The sequence below is a fragment of the Streptomyces roseicoloratus genome (assembly GCF_004117935.1).
GTDB lineage: Bacteria > Actinomycetota > Actinomycetes > Streptomycetales > Streptomycetaceae > Streptomyces > Streptomyces roseicoloratus.
The window spans coordinates 33213-53249 of record NZ_SDOY01000108.1 but is presented as its reverse complement, the minus strand read 5'-3'; the positions used below and the strand labels follow the sequence as shown (position 1 = coordinate 53249).

The following is a 20037-nucleotide window of genomic DNA, read 5'->3' as shown; positions in this document are numbered from 1 at the left end:
CGGTTGTCGGGACCAGGGGCCGCCGTCCATGATCGGCGCCATGCCCCACTTCACGACGGACGACGGAACCCGGCTCGCCTACCGGACCCTCGGCACGGGGGAACCCCTCGTCGTGCTGCCCGGCGGGCCGATGCGCGACGCGACCTACCTCGGCGACCTCGGCGGACTGTCCGCGCACCGCCGCCTGATCGTGCTCGACCAGCGCGGCGTCGGCGGCAGCGGCGCCCCGGCCGACCCGGCGAGCTACCGCTGTGACCGGCAGGTCGCCGATGTCGAGGCGCTCCGTGCCCACCTGGGGCTCGACCGGATCGACCTGCTCGGACACTCCGCGGGCGCCGCCCTCGCCACGCTCTACGCCGCCGCCCACCCCGATCGGATCCGCTCCCTCGTCCTGGTGACCGGCGGCACCCGGGCGGTCGGCATCGAGATCCCCGATGCCGAATGGGACGCCGCCACCGAGGTCTTCGCGGACCAGGACTGGTACCCGGCCGCGTGGGCCGCCCTGGAGTCCCTCGGCCCCGACACCCCGCTGCCGGAGCAGTCGGGGATCACGATGCCGTTCGCGTACGGCCGCTGGGACGACGCCGCCCGCGCCCACGCGGCCGACGCCGCCACGCAGACGAACTGGGAGGCGGCGAGCGCCTTCTACGCGCCCGGCGCTTTGGACCCCGAGGCCACCCGGGCCGCGCTGCGCGGACTGGACGCGCCCGTCCTCGTCCTCGCCGGCGGGTACGACCCGGGCCCGAGCCCGGCCCGCGCCGCCGAGTTCGCCGCCTGCTTCCCGCATGCCGAGCTCGTCGTCCAGCCCGGCGCCGGCCACTTCCCGTGGGTGGACGACCCCGGCGGCTTCGTCCGTCCGGTCGCCGCCTTCCTCGACCCCGCGGTGGCCACCGTGACCGTCGACGGGGTGCGGCTCGCCTACCGCGTCAGCGGCCCCGAGGACGCGCCGCCGGTGGTCCTGGTGCACAGCAGAGGGGAGAACGGCACCGACTGGAGCGAGATCGCGGCCGCGCTCTCCGCCGACCGGCGGGTGTACGCGGTCGACCTGCGCGGGCACGGGCTCAGCGACCACCCCGGGCACTACGGCTTCGACGTCTTCCGTGACGAGCTGAGGGGTTTCGTCACGGCCCTCGGGCTGGTCCGCCCCGCCGTCGTCGGGCACTCGATGGGCGGCGCGGCCGTCTGCCTGCTCGCCCAGAGCGAGCCGGAGCTGATGGACCGGCTCGTCCTGGAGGACGTCCCGGTCTTCTTCCCGCTCGACCCGCCGCGCGGCCGCGCGGAGCGCCCGGAGGGGCCGCTCGGCTTCGACTGGGCGGTGGTCCCGGCGACCGACGCCCAGGTGAACGAGCCCGATCCGGCCTGGCGCACCGAGCTTGCGGTGATCTCCCGGCCCACCCTGGTGATCGGCGGCGGCACGAGCAGCCATCTGCCGCAGGAGCAGCTGGCCTGGATGGCCGAGGAGATCCAGGACGCCCGGCTGGTCACCATCAAGGCCGGACACCTCGTGCACGCGAAGCGGCCGAAGCAGTTCCTGGCGGCTCTGCGGGAGTTCGGCGTGTGATCAGGTGCCGGCTCCGGAGCTCCCGGCCCCGGAGCCCGCGGCCCCGGCGTCCGCCTGCGTCGCCACCGCACGGGCCCAGCGGTAGTCCGCCTTGCCGCTGGGCGAGCGCTGGATCGTGTCGGCGAGGACGAGCTGACGCGGCACCTTGTAGCCGGCGAGCCGGGTGCGGCAGTGGGACTGGACCGCTGCCAGGTCCAACGGCGCTGCTCCTTCGCGCAGTTGGACGACGGCAGCGACGTGGTTGCCCCACGTCGTGTCGGGCACGCCGGCGACCAGCGCGTCGTACACGTCCGGGTGGGACTTGAGCGCCTGCTCGACCTCCTCCGGATAGACCTTCTCGCCGCCGGTGTTGATGCACTGCGAGCCGCGCCCGAGGACGGTGACGATGCCCTCGGCGTCGATTGTGGCCATGTCTCCGAGGAGCACCCAGCGTTCGCCGCCCCTGCGGAAGAAGGTCTCCGCCGTCTTCGCCGGGTCGTTGTAGTAGCCCAGCGGGACGTGGCCGCGCTGGGCGAGCCGGCCGACCTCGCCGACGGCGACCGGTTCGCGGGTGGCCGGGTCGACCACCTGGGTGCGCTCGTTGACGTGCAGCCGGAAGCCCGTGGCGGGGCCCGAGTCGTCCGTCGCGCGCCCGTTCGAACCGGACTCCGAGGAACCGAAGTTGTTGAGCAGCAGGACGTTCGGGGCCAGGGCGCGGAACTGGTCGCGCACGGTGTCCGACATGATCGCGCCGGACGAGGACAGGCTGAACAGCGAGGACAGGTCGGTGCCCTTCAACGGCCCGTGGAGGGCGTCGACCAGGGGCCGCAGCATGGCGTCGCCGACCAGCGACACGCTGGACACCCGCTCCTTCTCGATGGTGCGCAGCACCTCCTCGGGCACGTACTTGCGGTGGATCACCACCCGCTGCCCGTAGTGGAAGGCGATGAACGTGGTGAGCGTGGACGTGCCGTGCATCAGCGGGGGAGTGGGGAAGAAGGTGAGCCCCGCGCCGCCCGCGGCGACCCGCTCGGCCAGTTCCTCGGGCCGCTTCACGGGTTCGCCGCTCGGGTCGCCGCCGAACAGGCCGGCGAAGAACAGGTCCTCCTGACGCCACATCACGCCCTTGGGCATGCCGGTGGTGCCGCCGGTGTAGATGATGAAGAGGTCGTCGGGCGAGCGCGGCGGGAAGCCGCGCTCCGGCGATCCGGCCGCCTCGGCCGCCGTGAACTCGACGCAGTCGAGGGCCGGTGCCTCCTCGTGCGGGGTCCCCACCCGCACGAGGTGCCGCAGCTTCTCCGTCTGCGGCAGGGCGCCCGCGACGCGCTCGGTGAACTCGGCGTCGAAGACGAGCGCGGCCAGGTCCGCGTCCCGGTAGAGGTAGACCAGCTCCTCCTCCACGTACCGGTAGTTGACGTTGACCGGCACGATCCGCGCCTTGAGGCAGGCGAGCACCGTCTGCAGGTACTCGATTCCGTTGTACAGGTGGAGGCCGAGGTGCTCGCCGGGCCGCAGGCCCGCGTCGATCAGGTGGTGCGCGACGCGGTTCGCCGCGGCGTCGAGTCCGGCGTAGGTCAGCCGGCGCTCGGCGCCGGTGCCGGGGTGGTCGACGTAGACCAGCGCCTCGCGGTCCGGGACCACGTCGACGATCGATTCGAACAGGTCGGCAAGGTTGTACTCCACCGTTCCTCCTGATCCTGGCCCGGACCGGCTCCCGCCGGTCACTGGGCGGTCATTAGAGCGCCGACGGGCGGAGGTGGGAAGGGGGCACGCAGAAGAATCTGACTGAGTGTCAGAAAACTATTGAACTGGACCCGCCACTCCTGCAACCTGTTCCGGAAACGGAGACGGGAGACGCCCATGGGTGGCACCGAACATCTCGACGTGCGGCGCGAAGGCGCCACACTCGTCCTCACGTTGAACCGGCCCGAGGCCAGGAACGCGCTCTCGCTGCCGATGCTCGTCGGCCTGTACGACGGCTGGCTGGAAGCCGACGCCGACGACACCGTCCGCTCGGTCGTCCTCACCGGCGCCGGCGGCTCCTTCTGCGCCGGCATGGACCTCAAGGCGCTCGCCGGAAAGGGCATGGAGGGCGAGGCCTACCGGGACCGCATGGCCGCCGACCCCGACCTCCACTGGAAGGCCATGCTGCGGCACCACCGCCCGCGCAAGCCGGTCATCGCCGCCGTCGAGGGACACTGCGTCGCCGGAGGCACCGAGATCCTCCAGGGCACCGACATCCGGATCGCCGGCGCCTCCGCCGCCTTCGGCCTCTTCGAGGTCCGCCGCGGCCTCTTCCCGATCGGCGGCTCCACCGTCCGGCTGCCCCGCCAGATCCCGCGCACCCACGCCCTCGAAATGCTCCTCACCGGCCGCCCGTACACCGCCGACGAGGCCGCACGCATCGGCCTCGTCGGCCGCGTCGTCCCCGACGGCACCGCCCTGGACGCCGCCCTGGAGACCGCCGAGCGGATCAACGCCTGCGGACCGCTCGCCGTCGAGGCCGTCAAGGCGTCGGTCTACGAGACCGCCGAGATGACGGAGCAGGAGGGCCTGGCGGCGGAACTGAAGCGCGGCTGGCCGATCTTCGCCACGGCCGACGCGAAGGAGGGCGCGCAGGCCTTCGCGGAGAAACGGACCCCGGTCTACCGCCGGGAGTAACCCGCCCGCGGGCACCCGCCCCTCCTGAAACCGGGCCCCGCCCGGCCCCGCGTGACGCACGCCGTCGGGGCGGGAGTTCCCCTCGTCCACCAAGGAGCCGCCCCATGACCGCCGCCCCCGAGACCCTCCGCGCCCCCTTCGTCGTCGAGTTCCCCTTCACCCGCTCCCTCGGCCCCGTGCAGTCCGCCTTCCTCACCGGACTGCGCGAGCGCGTCCTGCTCGGCGTGCGCACCGAGACCGGACGGGTGCTCGTGCCTCCCGTCGAGTACGATCCCGAGACCGCCGCCGAACTGCGCGACCTCGTCGAGCTCGCCCCCACCGGAACCGTCACCACCTGGGCCTGGAACCCCGAGCCCCGGCGGGGCCAGCCGCTCACCACGCCCTTCGCCTGGGTCCTGGTCCGGCCCGACGGCGCCGACACCGCGCTGCTCCACGCCCTCGACGCCCCCGGCCCCGAGTCCGTCCGCACCGGCATGCGCGTCCGGATCCGCTGGGCGGCCGAACGGCAGGGCGCCATCACCGACATCGCCTGCTTCGAGCCGTACGGGAACGCGGACGCGGGTGAGGAAGGCGGTGCGGCGGCCGGAACCGGCGCCCGGCCCCACGACGGCGTCTTCGACCAGCCGGTCACCGGCATCGTCACGCCCGCCCGCCTCGACTACACGTACACGCCGGGCCGCGCCCAGACCGCCTGGCTGCACGACCTCGCCGAGCGCCGCACCGTCGGCGAGCGCTGCCCCTCCTGCGCCAAGGTGTACGTGCCGCCCCGCGGCGCCTGCCCCACCTGCGGCGTCGCCACCACCGAGCGCGTCGAGGTCGGACCCCGCGGCACCGTCACCACCTTCTGCATCGTCAACATCAAGGCGAAGAACCTGGACATCGAGGTCCCGTACGTCTACGCCCACATCGCCCTCGACGGCGCCGGGCTCGCCCTGCACGGCCGGATCGGCGGCATCCCGTACGACCAGGTCCGCATGGGCCTGCGCGTCGAACCCGTGTGGACCGAGGGCGGCCGCTACCCCGACCACTACCGCCCCAGCGGCGAGCCGGACGCCGACTACGGCACGTACAAGGAGCTCCTGTGACCGCGGCACGCAGGGACGTCGCCATCGTCGCCTTCGCCCAGACCGACCACGCCCGGCGCACCGACGACCTCTCCGAGGTCGAGATGCTGATGCCGGTCCTCCACGACGTGCTGCGACAGGCCGGCCTCAGGGCCTCCGACATCGGCTTCACCTGCTCCGGCTCCTCCGACTACCTGGCCGGCCGTGCCTTCTCCTTCACCATGGCGCTCGACGGCGTCGGTGCCTGGCCGCCCATCACCGAGTCCCACGTCGAGACCGACGGCGCCTGGGCGCTGTACGAGGCGTGGGTGAAACTGCTCACCGGCGAGGCCGACACCGCCCTCGTCTACGCGTACGGCAAGTCCTCGCCCGGCTCCGTGCGCGACGTGCTGACCCGCCAGCTCGACCCGTACTACGTGGCCCCGCTGTGGCCCGACTCCGTCGCCCTCGCCGCGCTCCAGGCCCGGGCCCTGATCGACGCCGGCGACACCGACGAGCGCGCGCTCGCCGCCGTCGCCGCCCGCAGCCGCCGGGACGCCGCCGCCAACCCGCACGCCCAGCTGCCCGGCGCCCGCCCGCAGGGCGACCACGTCGTCGCGCCGCTGCGCACCGGGGACTGCCCGCCCGTCGGCGACGGCGCCGCCGCCGTGATCCTCGCCGCCGGCGACCGGGCCCGCGCACTGTGCCCGAGGCCCGCCTGGATCACCGGCATGGACCACCGCGTCGAAGCCCACTCCCTCGGGGTGCGCGACCTCACCGACTCGCCGTCCACGCGGCTCGCCGCCCGGCGCGCCGGAGCCTTCGACCCGGACGCCGCCCGGCCCGTCGACACCGCCGAACTGCACGCGCCCTTCACCTCGCAGGAGGTCGTGCTCCGCAAGGCACTCCGCCTCGGCGCGGACGTCCGCGTCAACCCGTCCGGCGGCGCGCTCGCCGCGAACCCCGTGATGGCCGCGGGCCTCATCCGGCTCGGCGAGGCCGCCGCCCGCATCCACCGCGGCGCCTCCGACCGTGCCCTCGCCCACGCCACCTCCGGGCCCTGCCTCCAGCAGAACCTGGTCGCCGTCCTGGAAGGAGACCACCGATGAGCGCAGCGAGCACGGCCGGGACGGCGAAGGAGCCCGTCGCCGTCGTCGGCATCGGCCAGACCAAGCACGTGGCCGCCCGCCGGGACGTCTCGATCGCCGGACTGGTCCGCGAGGCCGCCCGACGGGCCCTGGACGACGCCGAGTCGACCTGGGCCGACATCGACGCCGTGGTGATCGGCAAGGCCCCGGACTTCTTCGAGGGCGTGATGATGCCGGAGCTGTACCTCGCCGACGCGCTCGGCGCGGTCGGCAAGCCGATGCTCCGCGTCCACACCGCCGGTTCGGTCGGCGGCTCCACCGCGCTCGTCGCCGCCAACCTGGTGGCCGCCCGGGTCCACCGCACGGTGCTCACGCTGGCCTTCGAGAAGCAGTCCGAGTCCAACGCCATGTGGGGCCTTTCGCTGCCGGTGCCCTTCCAGCAGCCGCTGCTCGCCGGCGCCGGCGGCTTCTTCGCGCCGCACGTCCGCGCCTACATGCGCCGGACCGGCGCACCGGACACCATCGGCTCCCTCGTCGCGTACAAGGACCGCCGCAACGCGCTGAAGAACCCGTACGCGCACCTCCACGAGCACGACATCACGCTGGAGAAGGTGCAGTCCTCGCCGATGCTGTGGGACCCGATCCGCTACTCGGAGACCTGCCCGTCCTCCGACGGCGCCTGCGCGATGGTCCTCACCGACCGGGCCGGCGCGGCCCGTTCGCCCCGCCCGCCCGCGTGGATGCTGGGCGGTGCGATGCGCAGCGAGCCGACGCTCTTCGCCGGCAAGGACTTCGTCTCGCCGCGGGCGGGCCGGGACTGCGCCGCCGACGTCTACCGGCAGGCCGGCATCACCGACCCGCGCCGCCAGATCGACGCGGTCGAGATGTACGTGCCGTTCTCCTGGTACGAGCCGATGTGGCTGGAGAACCTGGGGTTCGCGGAGGAGGGCGAGGGCTGGAAGCTCACCGAGGCGGGCGTCACCGAGATCGACGGCGACCTGCCCGTCAATCCCTCCGGCGGCGTCCTGTCCACCAACCCGATCGGCGCGTCCGGCATGATCCGCTTCGCGGAGGCGGCACTTCAGGTGCGCGGGCAGGCCGGCGAGCACCAGATCGAGGGGGCGCGCACGGCGCTCGGGCACGCGTACGGAGGGGGCGCACAGTTCTTCTCCATGTGGCTGGTCGGCGACCGGCCGCCGACCGCCTGAGGGGTGTCGGTGATCCGGAAGGGTCGCTACGCTGGGCCTCCGATCAGCCGCGGAGCGTGACGCGGGGACGCGAGAGGAGCACGGACGTGGTGGACAGGACGACGACCAGCACGATCACCGGCACCGTCGGCCGGCACGGTCTCACCGGGCAGGACATGCCGGACCTCGACCTGACGGGCGCCGAATGGCGCTCCGGCAGCCAGGGCGCGGGAGACGTCCAGATCGCCTTCGTCGAGGGCTTCATCGCCATGCGCAACGGCCGTCGTCCCGAAGGCCCCTCGGTCGTGTTCACGCCCGCGGAGTGGCGGGCGTTCGTCGTGAACGCGCGCGAGGGCGAGTTCGACCTGACCTGAGGTGCGAACGCGCCGCCGAGGACCAGGTGACGGACGCTTTCGGGCCCCTTTCACACAACCGCCACAATCGACCTCCTCGGCGGCGCATCCCGGCGTACGCTGGGGTTTTCGTGGGGTGTTCACCCCGGACGCAACCCCCTGTGCGCCGGGTGTGCGCCCCCTCGGGGTGGGGTGGACCATGACTGTGCACGAGGGCGGGCCCCAGGGACGGGGCCTGGGGCTCTTCGAACGCGACGCCGAACTCGCGGCGGCCGAGGAGGCGTTGGACCTCCTGGTCGGCATCGGCGCGGGTGCCGGTGCGGGCGCCGACGCGACCGGCGCCGACGCGGCGGTCGCGGGCCGGACGGAGCCCGCATCCCGGGCGGACGTCCAAGGCCGGGCGGACATCGAGGGGCGGGCAGCCACCGAGGGGCGGGCAGCCGCCGAGCAGCGGTCCGGGGCCGACGCGCGGCCGACCGAGGCCGCCGGGGGCCGCGGAGGGGTCCTGCCCGCCGGAGGGCCAGGGCCGACCGGCCGTGGCGACCTCGCCGGCCGTACGGACTCGGCCGGTCGTACGGACCTCGCCGGTCGTGCCGAACCCGCCGGCCGTACAGGCCTCGCCGGCCGTGCCGACCTCGCCGGTCGGGACGCCCGGGTCCCCTCGCCGCGGCCCGCCACCAGAGCTCCGGCCCTCCGGCTGGTGCAGGGCGGCGCGGCCGGCACCGCGTCAAGTGGCGCGGGCGGGCGCACCCTGCGCCGCGGCGGCGTCCTCGCCTTCGCCGCGCCCGCCGGACTCGGGAAAACCACCCTGCTCGCCGAGATCCGCCGGCTCGCCGCCGCGAAGGGCTGCACCGTGCTGTCCGCGCGCGGCGGCGACCAGGAGCAGCGGGTCGCCTTCCACGTCGCCCGTCAGCTCCTCCAGCCGCAGTTCGCCGGCGTCTCCCGCGGCGAACTGCGCGAACGGCTCGGTGACTGGTACGACATCGTCGGTCCCGCGCTCGGCCTGTGCACCGCAGCCGACGGCTCACCGCCCGACCCGCAGGGCCTGCGCGACGGCCTCGACTGGGTCCTCACCCACCTCGCCGTGCGCCGCGCGCCGCTCGTCGTCGTCCTCGACGACGCCCACTGGGCCGACCCCGAGTCCCTCGGCTGGCTCTCCGCCTTCTCGCCGCGTGCCGAGGAACTGCCGATGCTGCTCGTCGTCGCCTACCGGCCCGACGAACTGCCCGCCGACGGCGAGGAGTTCACCGGACGCCGGTCCGGCCGGCGCCCGCACGGCCTGGAGCCCCTCACCTCCGGTGCCATCGCCCGCCTCGTCCGCGACCGGGTCGGTGCCCACGCCGACGACGCCTTCTGCCGCGCGTGCTGGACCGTCACCTCCGGCAACCCCTTCGAGGCCGTCGAACTCGCCGCCAGGATCCGCGACCGCGGCCTCGAACCCACCGCCGACGCCGCGCCCGCCCTGCGCGACCTCGCCGCCGCCGTCAAGGGCAGCGGGCTCATCGCCCAGATCGAACGGCTCGGCACCGCCACCGTCAGGCTCGCCTGGGCCTGCGCCGTCCTCGGCACCGAGATCTCCCCGCAGCTGGCCGGCGCCGTCGCCGGACTCGGCGCGGAGGACGTCGCCCGCGGCGCCGACCGGCTGCGCCGGGCCCGCGTCCTCGCCGCACCCCGCCCCGACGTGGCGGCCGACGGAACGGACGCGGCCCCGGGATACGGCACCGGCGACGCGGCCGACACCCTCGAGTTCGTCCACCCGCTCATCGCCACCGCCGTCTACGACGCCATCCCCGCCGCCACCCGCGTCGCCCTCCACGGCCAGGCCGCCTGGTGCGTCGTCGACGCCGGCCTCGGCCCCACCGCCGCCGCCCGGCACCTCGTCGAGACCCACCCCGAGGGCGACCCGTGGGTCGTCAGGAACCTGCGCGCCGCCGCCCGCGAGACGCTGCGGGCCGGAGCGCCCGACACCGCCCGCCGCTACCTCGCCCGCGCCCTGCGCGAACCGCCCGGCCACGACGAGCGCGCCGCCGTCCTCTTCGAACTCGGCTGCGCCTCGCTCCTCACCGAGCCCGCCACCACCGTCAACCACCTCCGCGCCGCCCTGGAGGAACCGGTCGCCGACCCCGCCCTGCGCCACGGCATCGTCTACCGGCTCTCCCAGGTCCTCGCGCACAGCGACCGGCTCGTCGAGGCCTCCGAACTCCTCGGCCGCGAGTCCCGGCTCACCACCGACGCCCGCAGCCGACTGCGCATGCAGGCCGAGAAGTTCATGTGGGACGCCTTCCGCGCCGACGAACCCGAGTCGCCCGCCCGCTCCCGGCGGCTCGCCCGTCTCGCCGACCGGCTCACCGGCCGCGACCTCACCGAGCGCTACATCATCGGCCTGCGCGCCTGGGACGCCACCGTGCGCGCCGAGCCCTCCGCCGAGGCCGTCGCGCACGCCGAGCGCGCCCTGGCCGGCGGCCTCAGCTGGGCCGACGAGAGCCGTGGCTTCGAGGTCCCGGTCCTGGTGGCCCTCACCTTCCTGTACGCCGACCGGCCCGGCCGCGCGGAGGAGCTCTTCGCCGCCGGCACCGCCGAGTTCGAGCGTCAGGGCTGGCGCGGCGGCCACCTCTCCTTCGCGTACACCCTGCTCGGCTACATCCGCTACCGCCGCGGCCGGCTCGTCGAGGCCGAGGACTTCGTCCGCGCCGGCCTGCGGCTCGCCGAGCGCGTCGGTCCCCGCACGCCCGCCCAGTGGTACGCCGCGGGCGTCATGATCGAGGTGCTGCTCGCCCGGGGCCGCACCGAGGAGGCCGCGCGGGTCGCCCGTACCCACGACTTCGGCGAGCCCTTCCCGGCCGCCGTCACCTTCCCCGACTCCCAGACCGTCCACGCCGAACTGCTCCTCGCCACCGGCCGCGCCGAGGCCGCCGCCGCCGAGCTCGCCGCCGTCGGCCGCCGCCTCGACCCTCGCGGGATGCGCAATCCGGCGTGGTGCCCCTGGCAGCTCCACCTGGCCCTCGCCGAGGCCGGCGCAACACCCGACCGGGCCCGCGCCACCGCCCTCGCCGCCGTGGAACGCGCCCGCCAGTACGGCGCGCCCTCCGTCATCGGGCAGGCGCTGCGCGTCACCGCCGAGGTCTCCGGCGAGACCGACGGCGACCGGGTCAAGCTCCTGGAGGAGTCCGTCGACTGGCTCGACCGCTCGCCCGCCGCCTACGAGCTGGCCCGCTCCCTCGTCGCCCTCGGCACCGCCCTGCGCCGCACCGGCCGCACCCACGAGGCCGCCGAGCACCTCTACCGCGGCCTGGAGACCGCCCAGAGCTGCGGCGCCGACGGCCTCGTCGAGGACGCCCGGGCGGAGCTCGCCGCTGCCGGACTGCGCCCCCGCGAGCTCAGGACCGCCGGCACCGACTCGCTCACCGCCCGTGAGCGGGCCGCGGCCGAGGCCGCCGCCCGCGGCCAGGACCCGGCCCCCGCCCTCGGTGTCGACCGGGCCACCGCCACCCGCCTGCTCTCCGCCGTCTACCGCAAGCTCGGCACCGACCCGACCGGCCTGGACGGCGCCCTGCGCGGACCGGAGGGCGCGGGCCCGTGACCCCGGGCCCCGGCGCGCCGCACCGCGCGCCGGGGCACGTACCATGGCGGTATGTCCTTCCTCCGCCGCCGCAGCGCCGCCACACCCGCGGGCCCGGACTTCGACGTCCTGGCCATGGACCCCGGGGACTGGCCCGGCAATCTCGGCGCCGGTCTGCTCCCGGCTCCCGACGGCAGCTGCCAGGGCGTGTTCCTCCGCTACGACCTGTTCGGCGGCCGGGGACCCGCGATGATCATCGGAAACCTCCCGGAGGGCTCCCCGGCGCGGGAGCTCGCCGAAGGGCAGGTCCCCTTCGAGGTGGCCCAGCTGCTCGCGGCCCTGGAGAACGACGAGCCGGTCGAGGTCGTCGACCGCGAGGACGTGCCGGTGATGCAGGGCGACAACCTGCTCATCGTCCGCCGCCTGAAGCTCTCCGAGAGCCGGATCTCCTGCGTGCAGTTCGACCGCAGCGACAACGTCCTGGTGACCATCGCCAGTTGGGACCGGCCCATCACCGACGACCTGTACGCGCTGCTGAAGCCGCTGCCCGCCGAGCTGTTCCAGCAGGGCTGACCGGGAGGCGGGGGCCGATGAGCAGCGTGCGCGTCGACAGCTGGATCTGGGCCGTACGGCTCACCAAGACCCGCTCCCAGGCCGCCGCGGCCTGCCGCGCCGGACACGTCAAGGTCAACGGCGAGCGGGCCAAGCCCGCCCAGCCGGTGAAGCCGGGCGACGAGGTGCGGCTCTTCCACGGCGGCCGTCAGCGGATCGTCGAGGTGAAGCAGCTGCTCACCAAGCGCGTCGGACCGCCCGTGGCCGCCGAGGCGTACGTGGACAACAGCCCGCCCCCGCCGCCCCGCGAGGAGGCCGTGGTCATCGCGGTCCGCGACCGCGGTGCCGGCCGCCCCACCAAGCGCGACCGCCGCGAGCTCGACCAGCTGCGCGGCCTGCGTCCCTGAGACCGCCGCCCGCGCACCCGAGCTCGTCACCGGAGCCCGCCCCGCGTCCCGGGGCGGGCTCCGGCGCCCTCACGGCACGAGCGGCCGGCCGGCCGGGACGATCCGCGCCGCCGAGGTCCCCAGGCCCCGTGGACCCCGGCGCGCCAGCGTCGTGCCCGCGCCCCGGTGCACGTCCTCCGCCCCGTAACGCCGCACCTTCCGGTGCCAGTTGAGGATGCCCGCGAGCCAGTCCTCCAGCTCGCGCAGATATGCCTCGAAGGCCGCCCGGCCCGCCGCGCCGAGCCCGAAGTCCGCGTACAGCATCGGTACCTCGCGCCGCTTCAGGTGCTCGTACTGACGGAGCCGGCCCCGCATCAGGTCGTCGACCATGCGCACCGCCGTCGGATAGTCGCAGTCGAAGAACTTCTGCACGACCAGCACCAGGTTGTGGACCTCGCCCTCGACCTCGACCTCCTTCTGGTACGAGAACAGGTCGTTGATCATCGTTCCGTAGTCCATCACCGAGCATTCCAGCGCCCGCACCGTGCCCGTCCGGAAGATCTCCGGCGGCAGCGCGTCGGAGCTCCGGAGCCGGGCCATCAGCATCGTCAGCTCCGAGCCGAAGGTGCTGCGCCGCATCTCGACGTAGTCGACCGGGTCGGGCACCCGGTGCTGGGCCGTGTTCTGCAGCTCCCACGTCCAGCTGTCCAGCATCAGCCCGACGGCCACACGGAGCCGTTCCCGGGCCTGTTCGCCCATCGGACCCGCCGTGCGCGCCCAGACGTCGGCGAGTGCCCGCTCCATCGGGTTCCGTGCGTGACCGGCCGCCGAGGCCGGATCGGCGTGGTTCAGCAGGGACTTGAAGCGGTCGGTCTGCTGCCGCGCGCCCGCAAGGTTGCGCGGCCTGCCGAAGACGATCGGGTAGTGGTCGTCCGCGTACGTGCCCCAGATCAGCCAGCACGCGCTCAGCTCCAGCTGCTCCGGAGAGGCGTCCGGGTCGAGACCGGCCGAGCACAGCGCCAGGTCGAAACCCTCGATCATCCGCCGGTCCCAGATGTCGTCGAGCAGTCCCATCCGCTGCGCCCAGTCCTCCGAGCGGCGCTTGGCCTCGGCGTGGTGCGGGTTCAGCGTCAGCGGATAGGGCAGGTCGAAGTCCGGCAGCAGCGACGGCCCCACCCGCTGGTGCGGCGGATGGGTGAGGGTGCGCAGCCGGATCTCGGTCTGGCGGCGGCCGAAGAGGCTGCGGACGTCGAGGACGCCCATCCCGAGCCCCTGACCGGGCACCGCAACCCCGGTCGTCAGGACCGCACTTCCGCCGACGGTTCCGGAACTCCCCTTCACCAGGCCCTTGTTCATGTACCGGCTGGAACGCAGGTGCCACTCGTGCCCGCCGGACTGCCAGTCCTGCAGGCCCTTGACGTACGCGGCGAGGGCGGCGGCCTCCGCCGGGCCGAGGCCGTGCTCCACGCACAGCGCCGGCACCTCGGTGAGCGCCGTGTTCTCGAACTGCTGGAGCCGCGAGGTCAGCAGGTCGTTGACGGCGTCCGCCGCCTCCTGCGTCGAACAGCCGAGGAACGTCTCCAGGACGAGCACGCCGTTGCTGTTCTCGCCCTCGTCCTCCACCTCGCGCTGGTACGAGAAGAGGTCGTTCCGCAGATGCACCGCGTCCGAGAACGCGTCCCGCAGCACCCGCAACGGGCGGGAGTGCGCCACCTGTTCGGGCACCTCCGCGCCCGCCGCGTACTCCACGAGACCCGCCGACCAGGGCGCGCCGCCCACCTTGCGGCGCATCTCGACGTATTCGAGCGGGTTCGCGATCCGCCCGTCGTCGATGTTGTCGAGCTCCCACAGGGACTCGTACAGCAGGTGCTCGGTCGCCTCGGCGAAGCGCAGCCGCCAGGCCTCCGACATCGCCGGGACCGTCCGCCGCCACAGGTCGGCGAGACCGGCCTCGACCGGATTGGTCGGCTCGGGCATCCCGGCCGTCGGGTCGGCGGGCATGAACAGCGGGAGCCGGTCCAGATAGGCCTTGCTCGCCGGCCGGTTCGGGGTGCGCTTGAAGACCTCCAGGAAGTGGTCGTCGAAGAAGAACACCCACGTGTACCAGTCGGTGACGAGGGACAGCGCCGCCTCGTCGCAGTCCGGGTGGGTGTACGAGCACAGCAGCGCGTAGTCGTGCGACCGGAGGTCGCTCTCCTCCCAGACACCGGAGCCCTCCAGCATCCCCATCTCCCGCGCCCACGCGCACGTGTGCGCGCGGGCCGCCTCCAGATGGGGGTTGAGCCGTGCCGGATACGGAACATAGAAGTCCGGCAGAACGAAGGGCTGAGCCATGCCAGGGAGGCCTTTCGGTGAGCGTCGGGCGGTCGTCCGGCCCGAGCATTACCCGGGGGACCCCGGTCCCACGCGGACACCGGAATAGTCATACGAGCGCGACCGGGCGCCGGCGGGCCGCGGCTCGCGCCACGGACCGCCGGCGACCGAAAGGTTTCCGCCGCCCCGTCGTCAACCCCGGGAAACCCGCACGTCAGCGGCCTTCACAAAGGCCACCCGATGGCCGAACTGGATCTCGTAGTACTCCTCCAGGCCGCGGACCACCCGGTGGACCGATGTATCGAACGTGGGTGCGTAGAGGTACTCGCCCGGAGTACGGCCGCCCACGACGTACCGCTGCCCCGCGAGCAGCCGGTACGGCAGCGGCGACACCGACTGCACCGGAACCCCCGCCGGATACGCCGACGCCTCCGGATACGCCCGCCCGTACACCGGCACCGACGCCACACCCTCCTTCGGCGTGAGCAGCAGCCCCCGCGCGTTCACCGCCGTCGGCTCCTCCTTCGGATTGTGGAACCACGCCTTCTGCCCGAGGTACCAGATCGCCGTCCACGCGCCCCGCCGCTCCGCGACCGCGAAGCTCTGACCGGTCGAGGCCCGCGCACCCGTGTCGTTCACCCCGGTCGTCGAGTCCTGCCCGTCCGGCCGCAGTCCGATGTCCTTCACCAGCGGCGCGTCGGCGCTCGGCGCGGTGTGCAGGCGCACCGCACCGCTCCCGTGCGGCGCGCACGCCTCCCCGGCCGCCGCGCACCCCGTGTACACCGGCCGGTGCGAGGCGTAGTCCGGGCGGATCGTCACCATCCCGGCGCCCGGGCCCGCGCTCGGCGCGAGCGGACGGCCGAGGAGCCGGAAGTAGTGCGCCCAGTCCCAGTACGGGCCCGGGTCCGTGTGCATGCCCCTGATCGTCGACGCGGTCGTGCCCGGCACGTTGTCGTGGCCCAGGACGTGCTGCCGGTCCAGCGGGATGCCGAACCGCTGCGCCAGGTAACGCACGAGCCGCGCCGACGAGCGGTACATCGCCTCCGTGTACCAGGAGTCCGGCGAGGTCAGGAAGCCCTCGTGCTCCAGGCCCACCGACTTGGCGTTCACGAACCAGTTTCCCGCGTGCCAGCCCACGTCCTTCAGCGCCAGATGCTGGGCCACGTGCCCGTCCGAGGACCGCAGCGAGTACTGCCACGACACGTACGTCGGGTCCTGCACCAGTTCCAGCGTCGTCTTCCAGTCCGCCTCGGTGTCATGGACGACGATGTAGTCCACCGACTGCGACACCGGCCGGTCCGCCTTGTCGTGGTTGCCGTAGTCGCCGTCCCCGAACTCCTCGTACGGGGCCGGGACCCACTCGCACGGCACCGACGGCGGGCACTCCACCGGGCCCCTGCGCGGCGCCCGCAGCCCGAGCGCGGCGACCTGCCCGGTGTCCGGTGCCACCGCCGGATCGGCCGGCAGGGTCACCCGCTGCCCGGAGTCCGTGGTCCGGGACTCGCCGGTGCGGATCACGTCGAAGACGTCGTCCGCGTACGCCGCCGCCGTGGCCGAGTCGTCCGCGCCCGAGTAGCGCGCCACCGCCCCGTACCAGTCGGCCGGGTCCGTGCTCGCCGGCAGCCCCGCCGCGCGCTGGGCCTCGGCCAGCAGCGCCGCGCCCCCCTCGATGTTCGCCGCCGGGTCCGTCCGCAGCTCCTCGGCGGACCGGCCCGTCAGCCCGGCCGCCCGCTCCAGCGTCCGCAGCCGCGCGGGCAGCTCCTCCGCCGTCGGCGGCGCGAGCCCGGCGGGGAGCCGCGGCGCCCGCGCGTCGTCGCCGCGCGGATCCTCCGTACCGTTCGCGTGGTGCGGCGCCGCCGCCAGCGCCGTCACCGTGTCCGTCAGGTGCATCGGACCGTAGCCGCCCGTCACGCTCGGCGCGCCGCCGTGCCCGTCCCAGCGCGACTGCAGGTACGACACGGCGAGCAGCACGCTCTGCGGAACCCGGTGCCGCTCGGCCGCCGCGGTGAACTGCTCCTGGAGCGACCCGGGTTCGGGCACCCCGGCGGAGGCCGACGGCACCCCCGTCAGGAGCGGCAGGAGCAGGACGGCGGGCGCGGCACGTCTGAGGGACGCGGAACGGAGCAAGGCAGCCTCCAGGGACGGGTGAGGACCGGGAACAGGGGCGTGCACAACCGAACCCGTACAGGGGTAGCGGCTCACGGACCATCCGTCAATCACCCCTCGACACGGCGGATTTCCCACGTCAGAGCGGCCGGAGAGGAGTTTCGCGCGGGTGGTGCGCCCGCCTGCGGCGCGTCAGTGGCATGGACCAATGCGGGGGCGGGCGCGGAACACGGAAGCGCCGCGCCCCGGCGTGTCGTCACCAGGGGCGCGGCGCGCCCTCCTCCCGTACCCGTGTGTCCCGGCCCGGGCCCTCCCTCAGCGGGTTCCCACCGCCGCGCGCACGGCCCGCCGCGCCATCGCGCAGTCGTCGTGCAACCGCCGCAGCAGCAGCCGCTGTTCCTCGCCCGGCGAGACCGAACCCGCGGGCACCGGCACCGAACCGGCCGGCGGAGCCTCCTTGATGGTGCGCTGCACGGCCGTCTCGTACGTGCGGATCTCCCGGGTCAGCACGATCATCAGGTTCACCAGGAACGCGTCCCTGGAGGCCGGTCCCGCCTGCTGCGCCAGCTGGCTGATCTGCCGCCGCGCCAGCGGGGCGTCACCGAGCACCGCCCACAGCGTCGCCAGGTCGTACCCGGGCAGGTACCAGCCCGCGTGCTCCCAGTCGACGAGCACCGGACCCGTCGGCGACAGCAGCATGTTGGAGAGCAGGGCGTCACCGTGACAGAACTGCCCCATGCCCTGGCGGCCACCCGCGTGCGCGAGGCCGTGCAGCAGCTTCTGCAGGTCGTCCCGGTCGCGGTCGGTGAACAGCCCCAGCTCGTGGTAGCGGGCGACCCGCGTCCCGTAGTCGAGTGGCGCGTCGAACGTCCCGGCCGGCGGCCGCCAGGCGTTCAGCCGGGCGATCGCGCCCAGCGCTGCCCGCACGTCCGCGCGGGGCGGCGCCTCGACGGGGTGGCGCGCCAGCGCCGCCGCCCGCCCCGGCATCCGCTCGATGACCAGCGTGCAGTTGTCCGGGTCCGCGGCGATGAGCCGCGGCACGCGCACCGGGGGCCGGTTCCGGACGAACGCACGGTATGCCCCTATTTCATGCCTGAACCGCTCGACCCACGCGGAGGAATGGTCCAGTAAACACTTCGCCACCGCCGTCGTCCGGCCCGTCGTCCCGACGATCAGCACGGAACGACCGCTCCGGCGCAGCACCTGCACCGGGTTGAACTCCGGGCAGATCCGGTGGACGGACGCGATGGCCTTGCGCAGCTGCGCGCCCTGGGGGCCGGACAGGTCGATGCGCCCGCTGGGCGGCTGGACGGTGCTTCCCACCCAGCGCCTCGGCCGCACCGCTCCCTGGGCCGGGGCGGGCGCGAGGTACGGTCCGGAGCCGGCCGGCAGGGTGCGGTGGAGCGGCCGGGGCGGGGCGGACACGGAGGACGATGCTGTGTACATGGAGGAGACAGATCCCTTCGTGCGCCGACGAGTTGCGTGCGTCGCCCCGCCCGCCCGAACGGTCCGCACCCTGGGGAAAATGAGGGCCGGTCGATGGGGCGGGGTGGCGCGTTCCTACCTGACACCGCGGCGCGGGTGGCGGAACATCGGGCGCACCCTGGCGAACCCTGGCGAATAGTCGCCAGCCCTATGACAGGGGGCTACTGTCAACTCAGCCGAGAACCTGGGGGCTTAGACGTGACAGGACAGACCAACACCCGCCTGGCAGACCTCTTCGGCCTGGCCGGCTGGTCCAAGGGCGAACTCGCGAGAATGGTGAACCGGCAGGCGGCGGCCATGGGCCATCCCCAGCTGGCGACCGACACCTCGCGGGTGCGGCGCTGGATCGACATGGGGGAGACCCCGCGCGATCCCGTGCCCCGGGTGCTGGCGGCGCTGTTCACCGAGCGACTCGGTCGTGTCGTGACCATCGAGGACCTCGGGTTCGTACGACACGGGCGCGCCGGCAAGCGGCGGGACGTCAGGCACGACGACAACCCTGACGGGCTGCCCTGGGCGCCCGAGCGTACGGCAGCGGTCCTCACCGAATTCACGGGAATGGACCTCATGCTCAACCGACGCGGCCTGGTGGGCGCGGGCGCCGCGCTTGCCGCCGGCTCCGTACTCACCAACGCCATGCACGACTGGCTCCACGCCGACCCCGCACGCTCCGGCGCCGCCCCCAGCGCCGTCGATCCCCTCCACGCCGACCCCGCTGGGTACGACCGCTACGAGGCCGCCCCCATCGGGTCGGAGGAGATCGAAGCCCTGGAACGCTCCGTCGAGGTCTTCCGCGCCTGGGACGCCTCCCGGGGCGGCGGCCTGCAGCGCAAGGCGGTCGTGGGCCAGCTCAACGAGGTGGGCGGCATGCTCGCCTACCACCACCCCGACCACCTCCAGCGCAGACTGTGGGGCGTGGCCGCCAACCTGGCCGTGCTCGCCGGCTGGATGTCCCACGACGTGGGTCTCGAACCCACCGCCCAGAAGTACTTCGTGATCGCCGCGCACGCGGCCCGCGAGGGCGGCGACCGGCCGCGCGCCGGCGAGGCGCTGTCCCGTGCCGCCCGCCAGATGGTCCACCTCGGCCGGCCCGACGAGGCGCTCGATCTGATGAAGCTCGCCACGTCGGGCGCGGGAGAGCGGCTGCTGCCGCGCACCAAGGCCATGTTCCACACCATCGAGGCCTGGGCGCAGGCGTCGATGGGCCGCGGGCAGGCCATGCGCCGCACCCTCGGCGAGGCGGAGGACATGTTCGTCTCCGACAAGGGCGAGGACAAGCCCAGTTGGATGCAGAACTTCGACGAGGCCGACCTCCACGGCATGCAGGCCCTCGCCTACCGCACCCTGGCCGAGCACGACCCGGGCGCCGCGGTCCCGGCCCAGCGCCACGCCAAGCTCGCGATCGAACTGCGCCGGGACGGGCACGACCGGTCGAAGCTGTTCGACCACATCTCGCTCGCCTCGGCCTGCTTCATCGCCGACGACCCCGAACAGGCGGACCGCTACGCCCGCCTCGCCCTGGTGTCCATGGGCGAGACCTCCTCGCACCGCACCTGGGACCGGCTGCGCGAGATGTACCGGCTGACCGGGGAGTACGCGGGCTACACCAAGATCGACCACCTGCGGGAGGAGATCGCGACCGCGCTCCCGAAGGCACCGGCGAACCGCCCCCGCACCGGTGAGGTGTGAGGGGCGGGGCGACGGGGGAGCAGGAGCGAGTCAGGGGACGGACCGGTGGGCGACGCCCGGGCGGGCCGTCCCTGG

At 74.1% G+C, this 20037-nt stretch carries 14 protein-coding genes; 10 read left to right on the top strand and 4 right to left on the bottom strand.

Translation table 11 applies throughout. The features are described 5' to 3' along the window. The first annotated feature begins 40 nt into the window (after positions 1-40). The gene (locus ESG85_RS12150) at positions 41-1561 is read left to right on the top strand and encodes an alpha/beta fold hydrolase (RefSeq protein WP_128978369.1); all 1521 of its coding nucleotides are present in this window, start codon (positions 41-43) and stop codon (positions 1559-1561) included. Here the strand turns inward: ESG85_RS12150 and ESG85_RS12145 are convergent, their stop codons facing one another. Continuing rightward, positions 1562-3223, bottom strand: coding sequence for an acyl-CoA synthetase (locus ESG85_RS12145; RefSeq protein ID WP_128978367.1), 1662 nt, complete (start codon positions 3221-3223; stop codon positions 1562-1564). A 177-nt stretch (positions 3224-3400) separates the two neighbouring features. On the opposite strand from ESG85_RS12145, the gene ESG85_RS12140 reads away from it, so the two are divergent. The 8 genes from ESG85_RS12140 to ESG85_RS12105 all read left to right on the top strand — a co-directional run bounded on the left by ESG85_RS12140 (position 3401) and on the right by ESG85_RS12105 (position 12390). Further along, positions 3401-4201 carry a crotonase/enoyl-CoA hydratase family protein gene (locus ESG85_RS12140; RefSeq protein WP_128978365.1) on the top strand — a complete coding sequence of 267 codons (801 nt, stop codon included), beginning with the start codon at positions 3401-3403 and terminating at the stop codon, positions 4199-4201. 104 nt (positions 4202-4305) lie between these two features. Further along, positions 4306-5286 (top strand): Zn-ribbon domain-containing OB-fold protein, encoded by a 981-nt coding sequence (locus ESG85_RS12135; RefSeq protein ID WP_128978363.1) that lies wholly within the window; start codon positions 4306-4308, stop codon positions 5284-5286. After that, a complete protein-coding gene (locus ESG85_RS12130; protein WP_128978361.1) occupies positions 5283-6353 on the top strand; it encodes a thiolase domain-containing protein in 1071 nt (356 codons plus the stop codon). The genes ESG85_RS12135 and ESG85_RS12130 overlap by 4 nt, the downstream gene beginning before the upstream one ends. Beyond that, positions 6350-7540, top strand: coding sequence for a thiolase domain-containing protein (locus tag ESG85_RS12125; protein WP_128978359.1), 1191 nt, complete (start codon positions 6350-6352; stop codon positions 7538-7540). The genes ESG85_RS12130 and ESG85_RS12125 overlap by 4 nt, the downstream gene beginning before the upstream one ends. 155 nt (positions 7541-7695) lie before the next feature. Continuing rightward, positions 7696-7893: a DUF397 domain-containing protein gene (locus ESG85_RS12120; protein ID WP_128978503.1), complete on the top strand. Its 198-nt coding sequence runs from the start codon at positions 7696-7698 to the stop codon at positions 7891-7893. A gap of 178 nt (positions 7894-8071) precedes the next feature. Beyond that, positions 8072-11452 carry an ATP-binding protein gene (locus tag ESG85_RS12115; protein ID WP_246094952.1) on the top strand — a complete coding sequence of 1127 codons (3381 nt, stop codon included), beginning with the start codon at positions 8072-8074 and terminating at the stop codon, positions 11450-11452. A 51-nt stretch (positions 11453-11503) separates the two neighbouring features. After that, entirely contained in the window at positions 11504-12004 is a 501-nt protein-coding gene (locus tag ESG85_RS12110; RefSeq protein WP_128978357.1) for a hypothetical protein, read from the top strand. Between the two features lie 17 nt (positions 12005-12021). Then, positions 12022-12390 carry an RNA-binding S4 domain-containing protein gene (locus ESG85_RS12105; protein ID WP_128978355.1) on the top strand — a complete coding sequence of 123 codons (369 nt, stop codon included), beginning with the start codon at positions 12022-12024 and terminating at the stop codon, positions 12388-12390. A 69-nt stretch (positions 12391-12459) separates the two neighbouring features. On the opposite strand, the gene ESG85_RS12100 is transcribed toward ESG85_RS12105, so the two are convergent. The 3 genes from ESG85_RS12100 to ESG85_RS12090 form a co-directional block, all read right to left on the bottom strand. Further along, the gene (locus ESG85_RS12100) at positions 12460-14703 is read right to left on the bottom strand and encodes a terpene synthase family protein (protein ID WP_128978353.1); all 2244 of its coding nucleotides are present in this window, start codon (positions 14701-14703) and stop codon (positions 12460-12462) included. 171 nt (positions 14704-14874) lie between these two features. After that, positions 14875-16809, bottom strand: coding sequence for an N-acetylmuramoyl-L-alanine amidase (locus ESG85_RS12095; protein ID WP_342781230.1), 1935 nt, complete (start codon positions 16807-16809; stop codon positions 14875-14877). A 294-nt stretch (positions 16810-17103) separates the two neighbouring features. Next, entirely contained in the window at positions 17104-18234 is a 1131-nt protein-coding gene (locus ESG85_RS12090) for an aminoglycoside phosphotransferase family protein (RefSeq protein WP_128978350.1), read from the bottom strand. 237 nt (positions 18235-18471) lie between these two features. Here ESG85_RS12090 and ESG85_RS12085 point away from each other — a divergent pair, with 237 nt between their 5' ends. Next, positions 18472-19962, top strand: coding sequence for a DNA-binding protein NsdB (locus tag ESG85_RS12085; RefSeq protein ID WP_128978348.1), 1491 nt, complete (start codon positions 18472-18474; stop codon positions 19960-19962). The last annotated feature ends 75 nt before the right edge of the window (positions 19963-20037 follow it).

Bases quoted from the DNA above. Each gene is read 5' to 3' on its own strand.
- ESG85_RS12105 (WP_128978355.1), top strand. From the start codon at position 12,022: ATGAGCAGCGTGCGCGTCGACAGCTGGATCTGGGCCGTACGGCTCACC.
- ESG85_RS12135 (WP_128978363.1), top strand. From the start codon at position 4,306: ATGACCGCCGCCCCCGAGACCCTCCGCGCCCCCTTCGTCGTCGAGTTC.
- ESG85_RS12100 (WP_128978353.1), bottom strand. From the start codon at position 14,703: ATGGCTCAGCCCTTCGTTCTGCCGGACTTCTATGTTCCGTATCCGGCA.
- ESG85_RS12150 (WP_128978369.1), top strand. From the start codon at position 41: ATGCCCCACTTCACGACGGACGACGGAACCCGGCTCGCCTACCGGACC.
- ESG85_RS12110 (WP_128978357.1), top strand. From the start codon at position 11,504: ATGTCCTTCCTCCGCCGCCGCAGCGCCGCCACACCCGCGGGCCCGGAC.
- ESG85_RS12140 (WP_128978365.1), top strand. From the start codon at position 3,401: ATGGGTGGCACCGAACATCTCGACGTGCGGCGCGAAGGCGCCACACTC.
- ESG85_RS12115 (WP_246094952.1), top strand. From the start codon at position 8,072: ATGACTGTGCACGAGGGCGGGCCCCAGGGACGGGGCCTGGGGCTCTTC.
- ESG85_RS12120 (WP_128978503.1), top strand. From the start codon at position 7,696: ATGCCGGACCTCGACCTGACGGGCGCCGAATGGCGCTCCGGCAGCCAG.
- ESG85_RS12125 (WP_128978359.1), top strand. From the start codon at position 6,350: ATGAGCGCAGCGAGCACGGCCGGGACGGCGAAGGAGCCCGTCGCCGTC.
- ESG85_RS12090 (WP_128978350.1), bottom strand. From the start codon at position 18,234: ATGTACACAGCATCGTCCTCCGTGTCCGCCCCGCCCCGGCCGCTCCAC.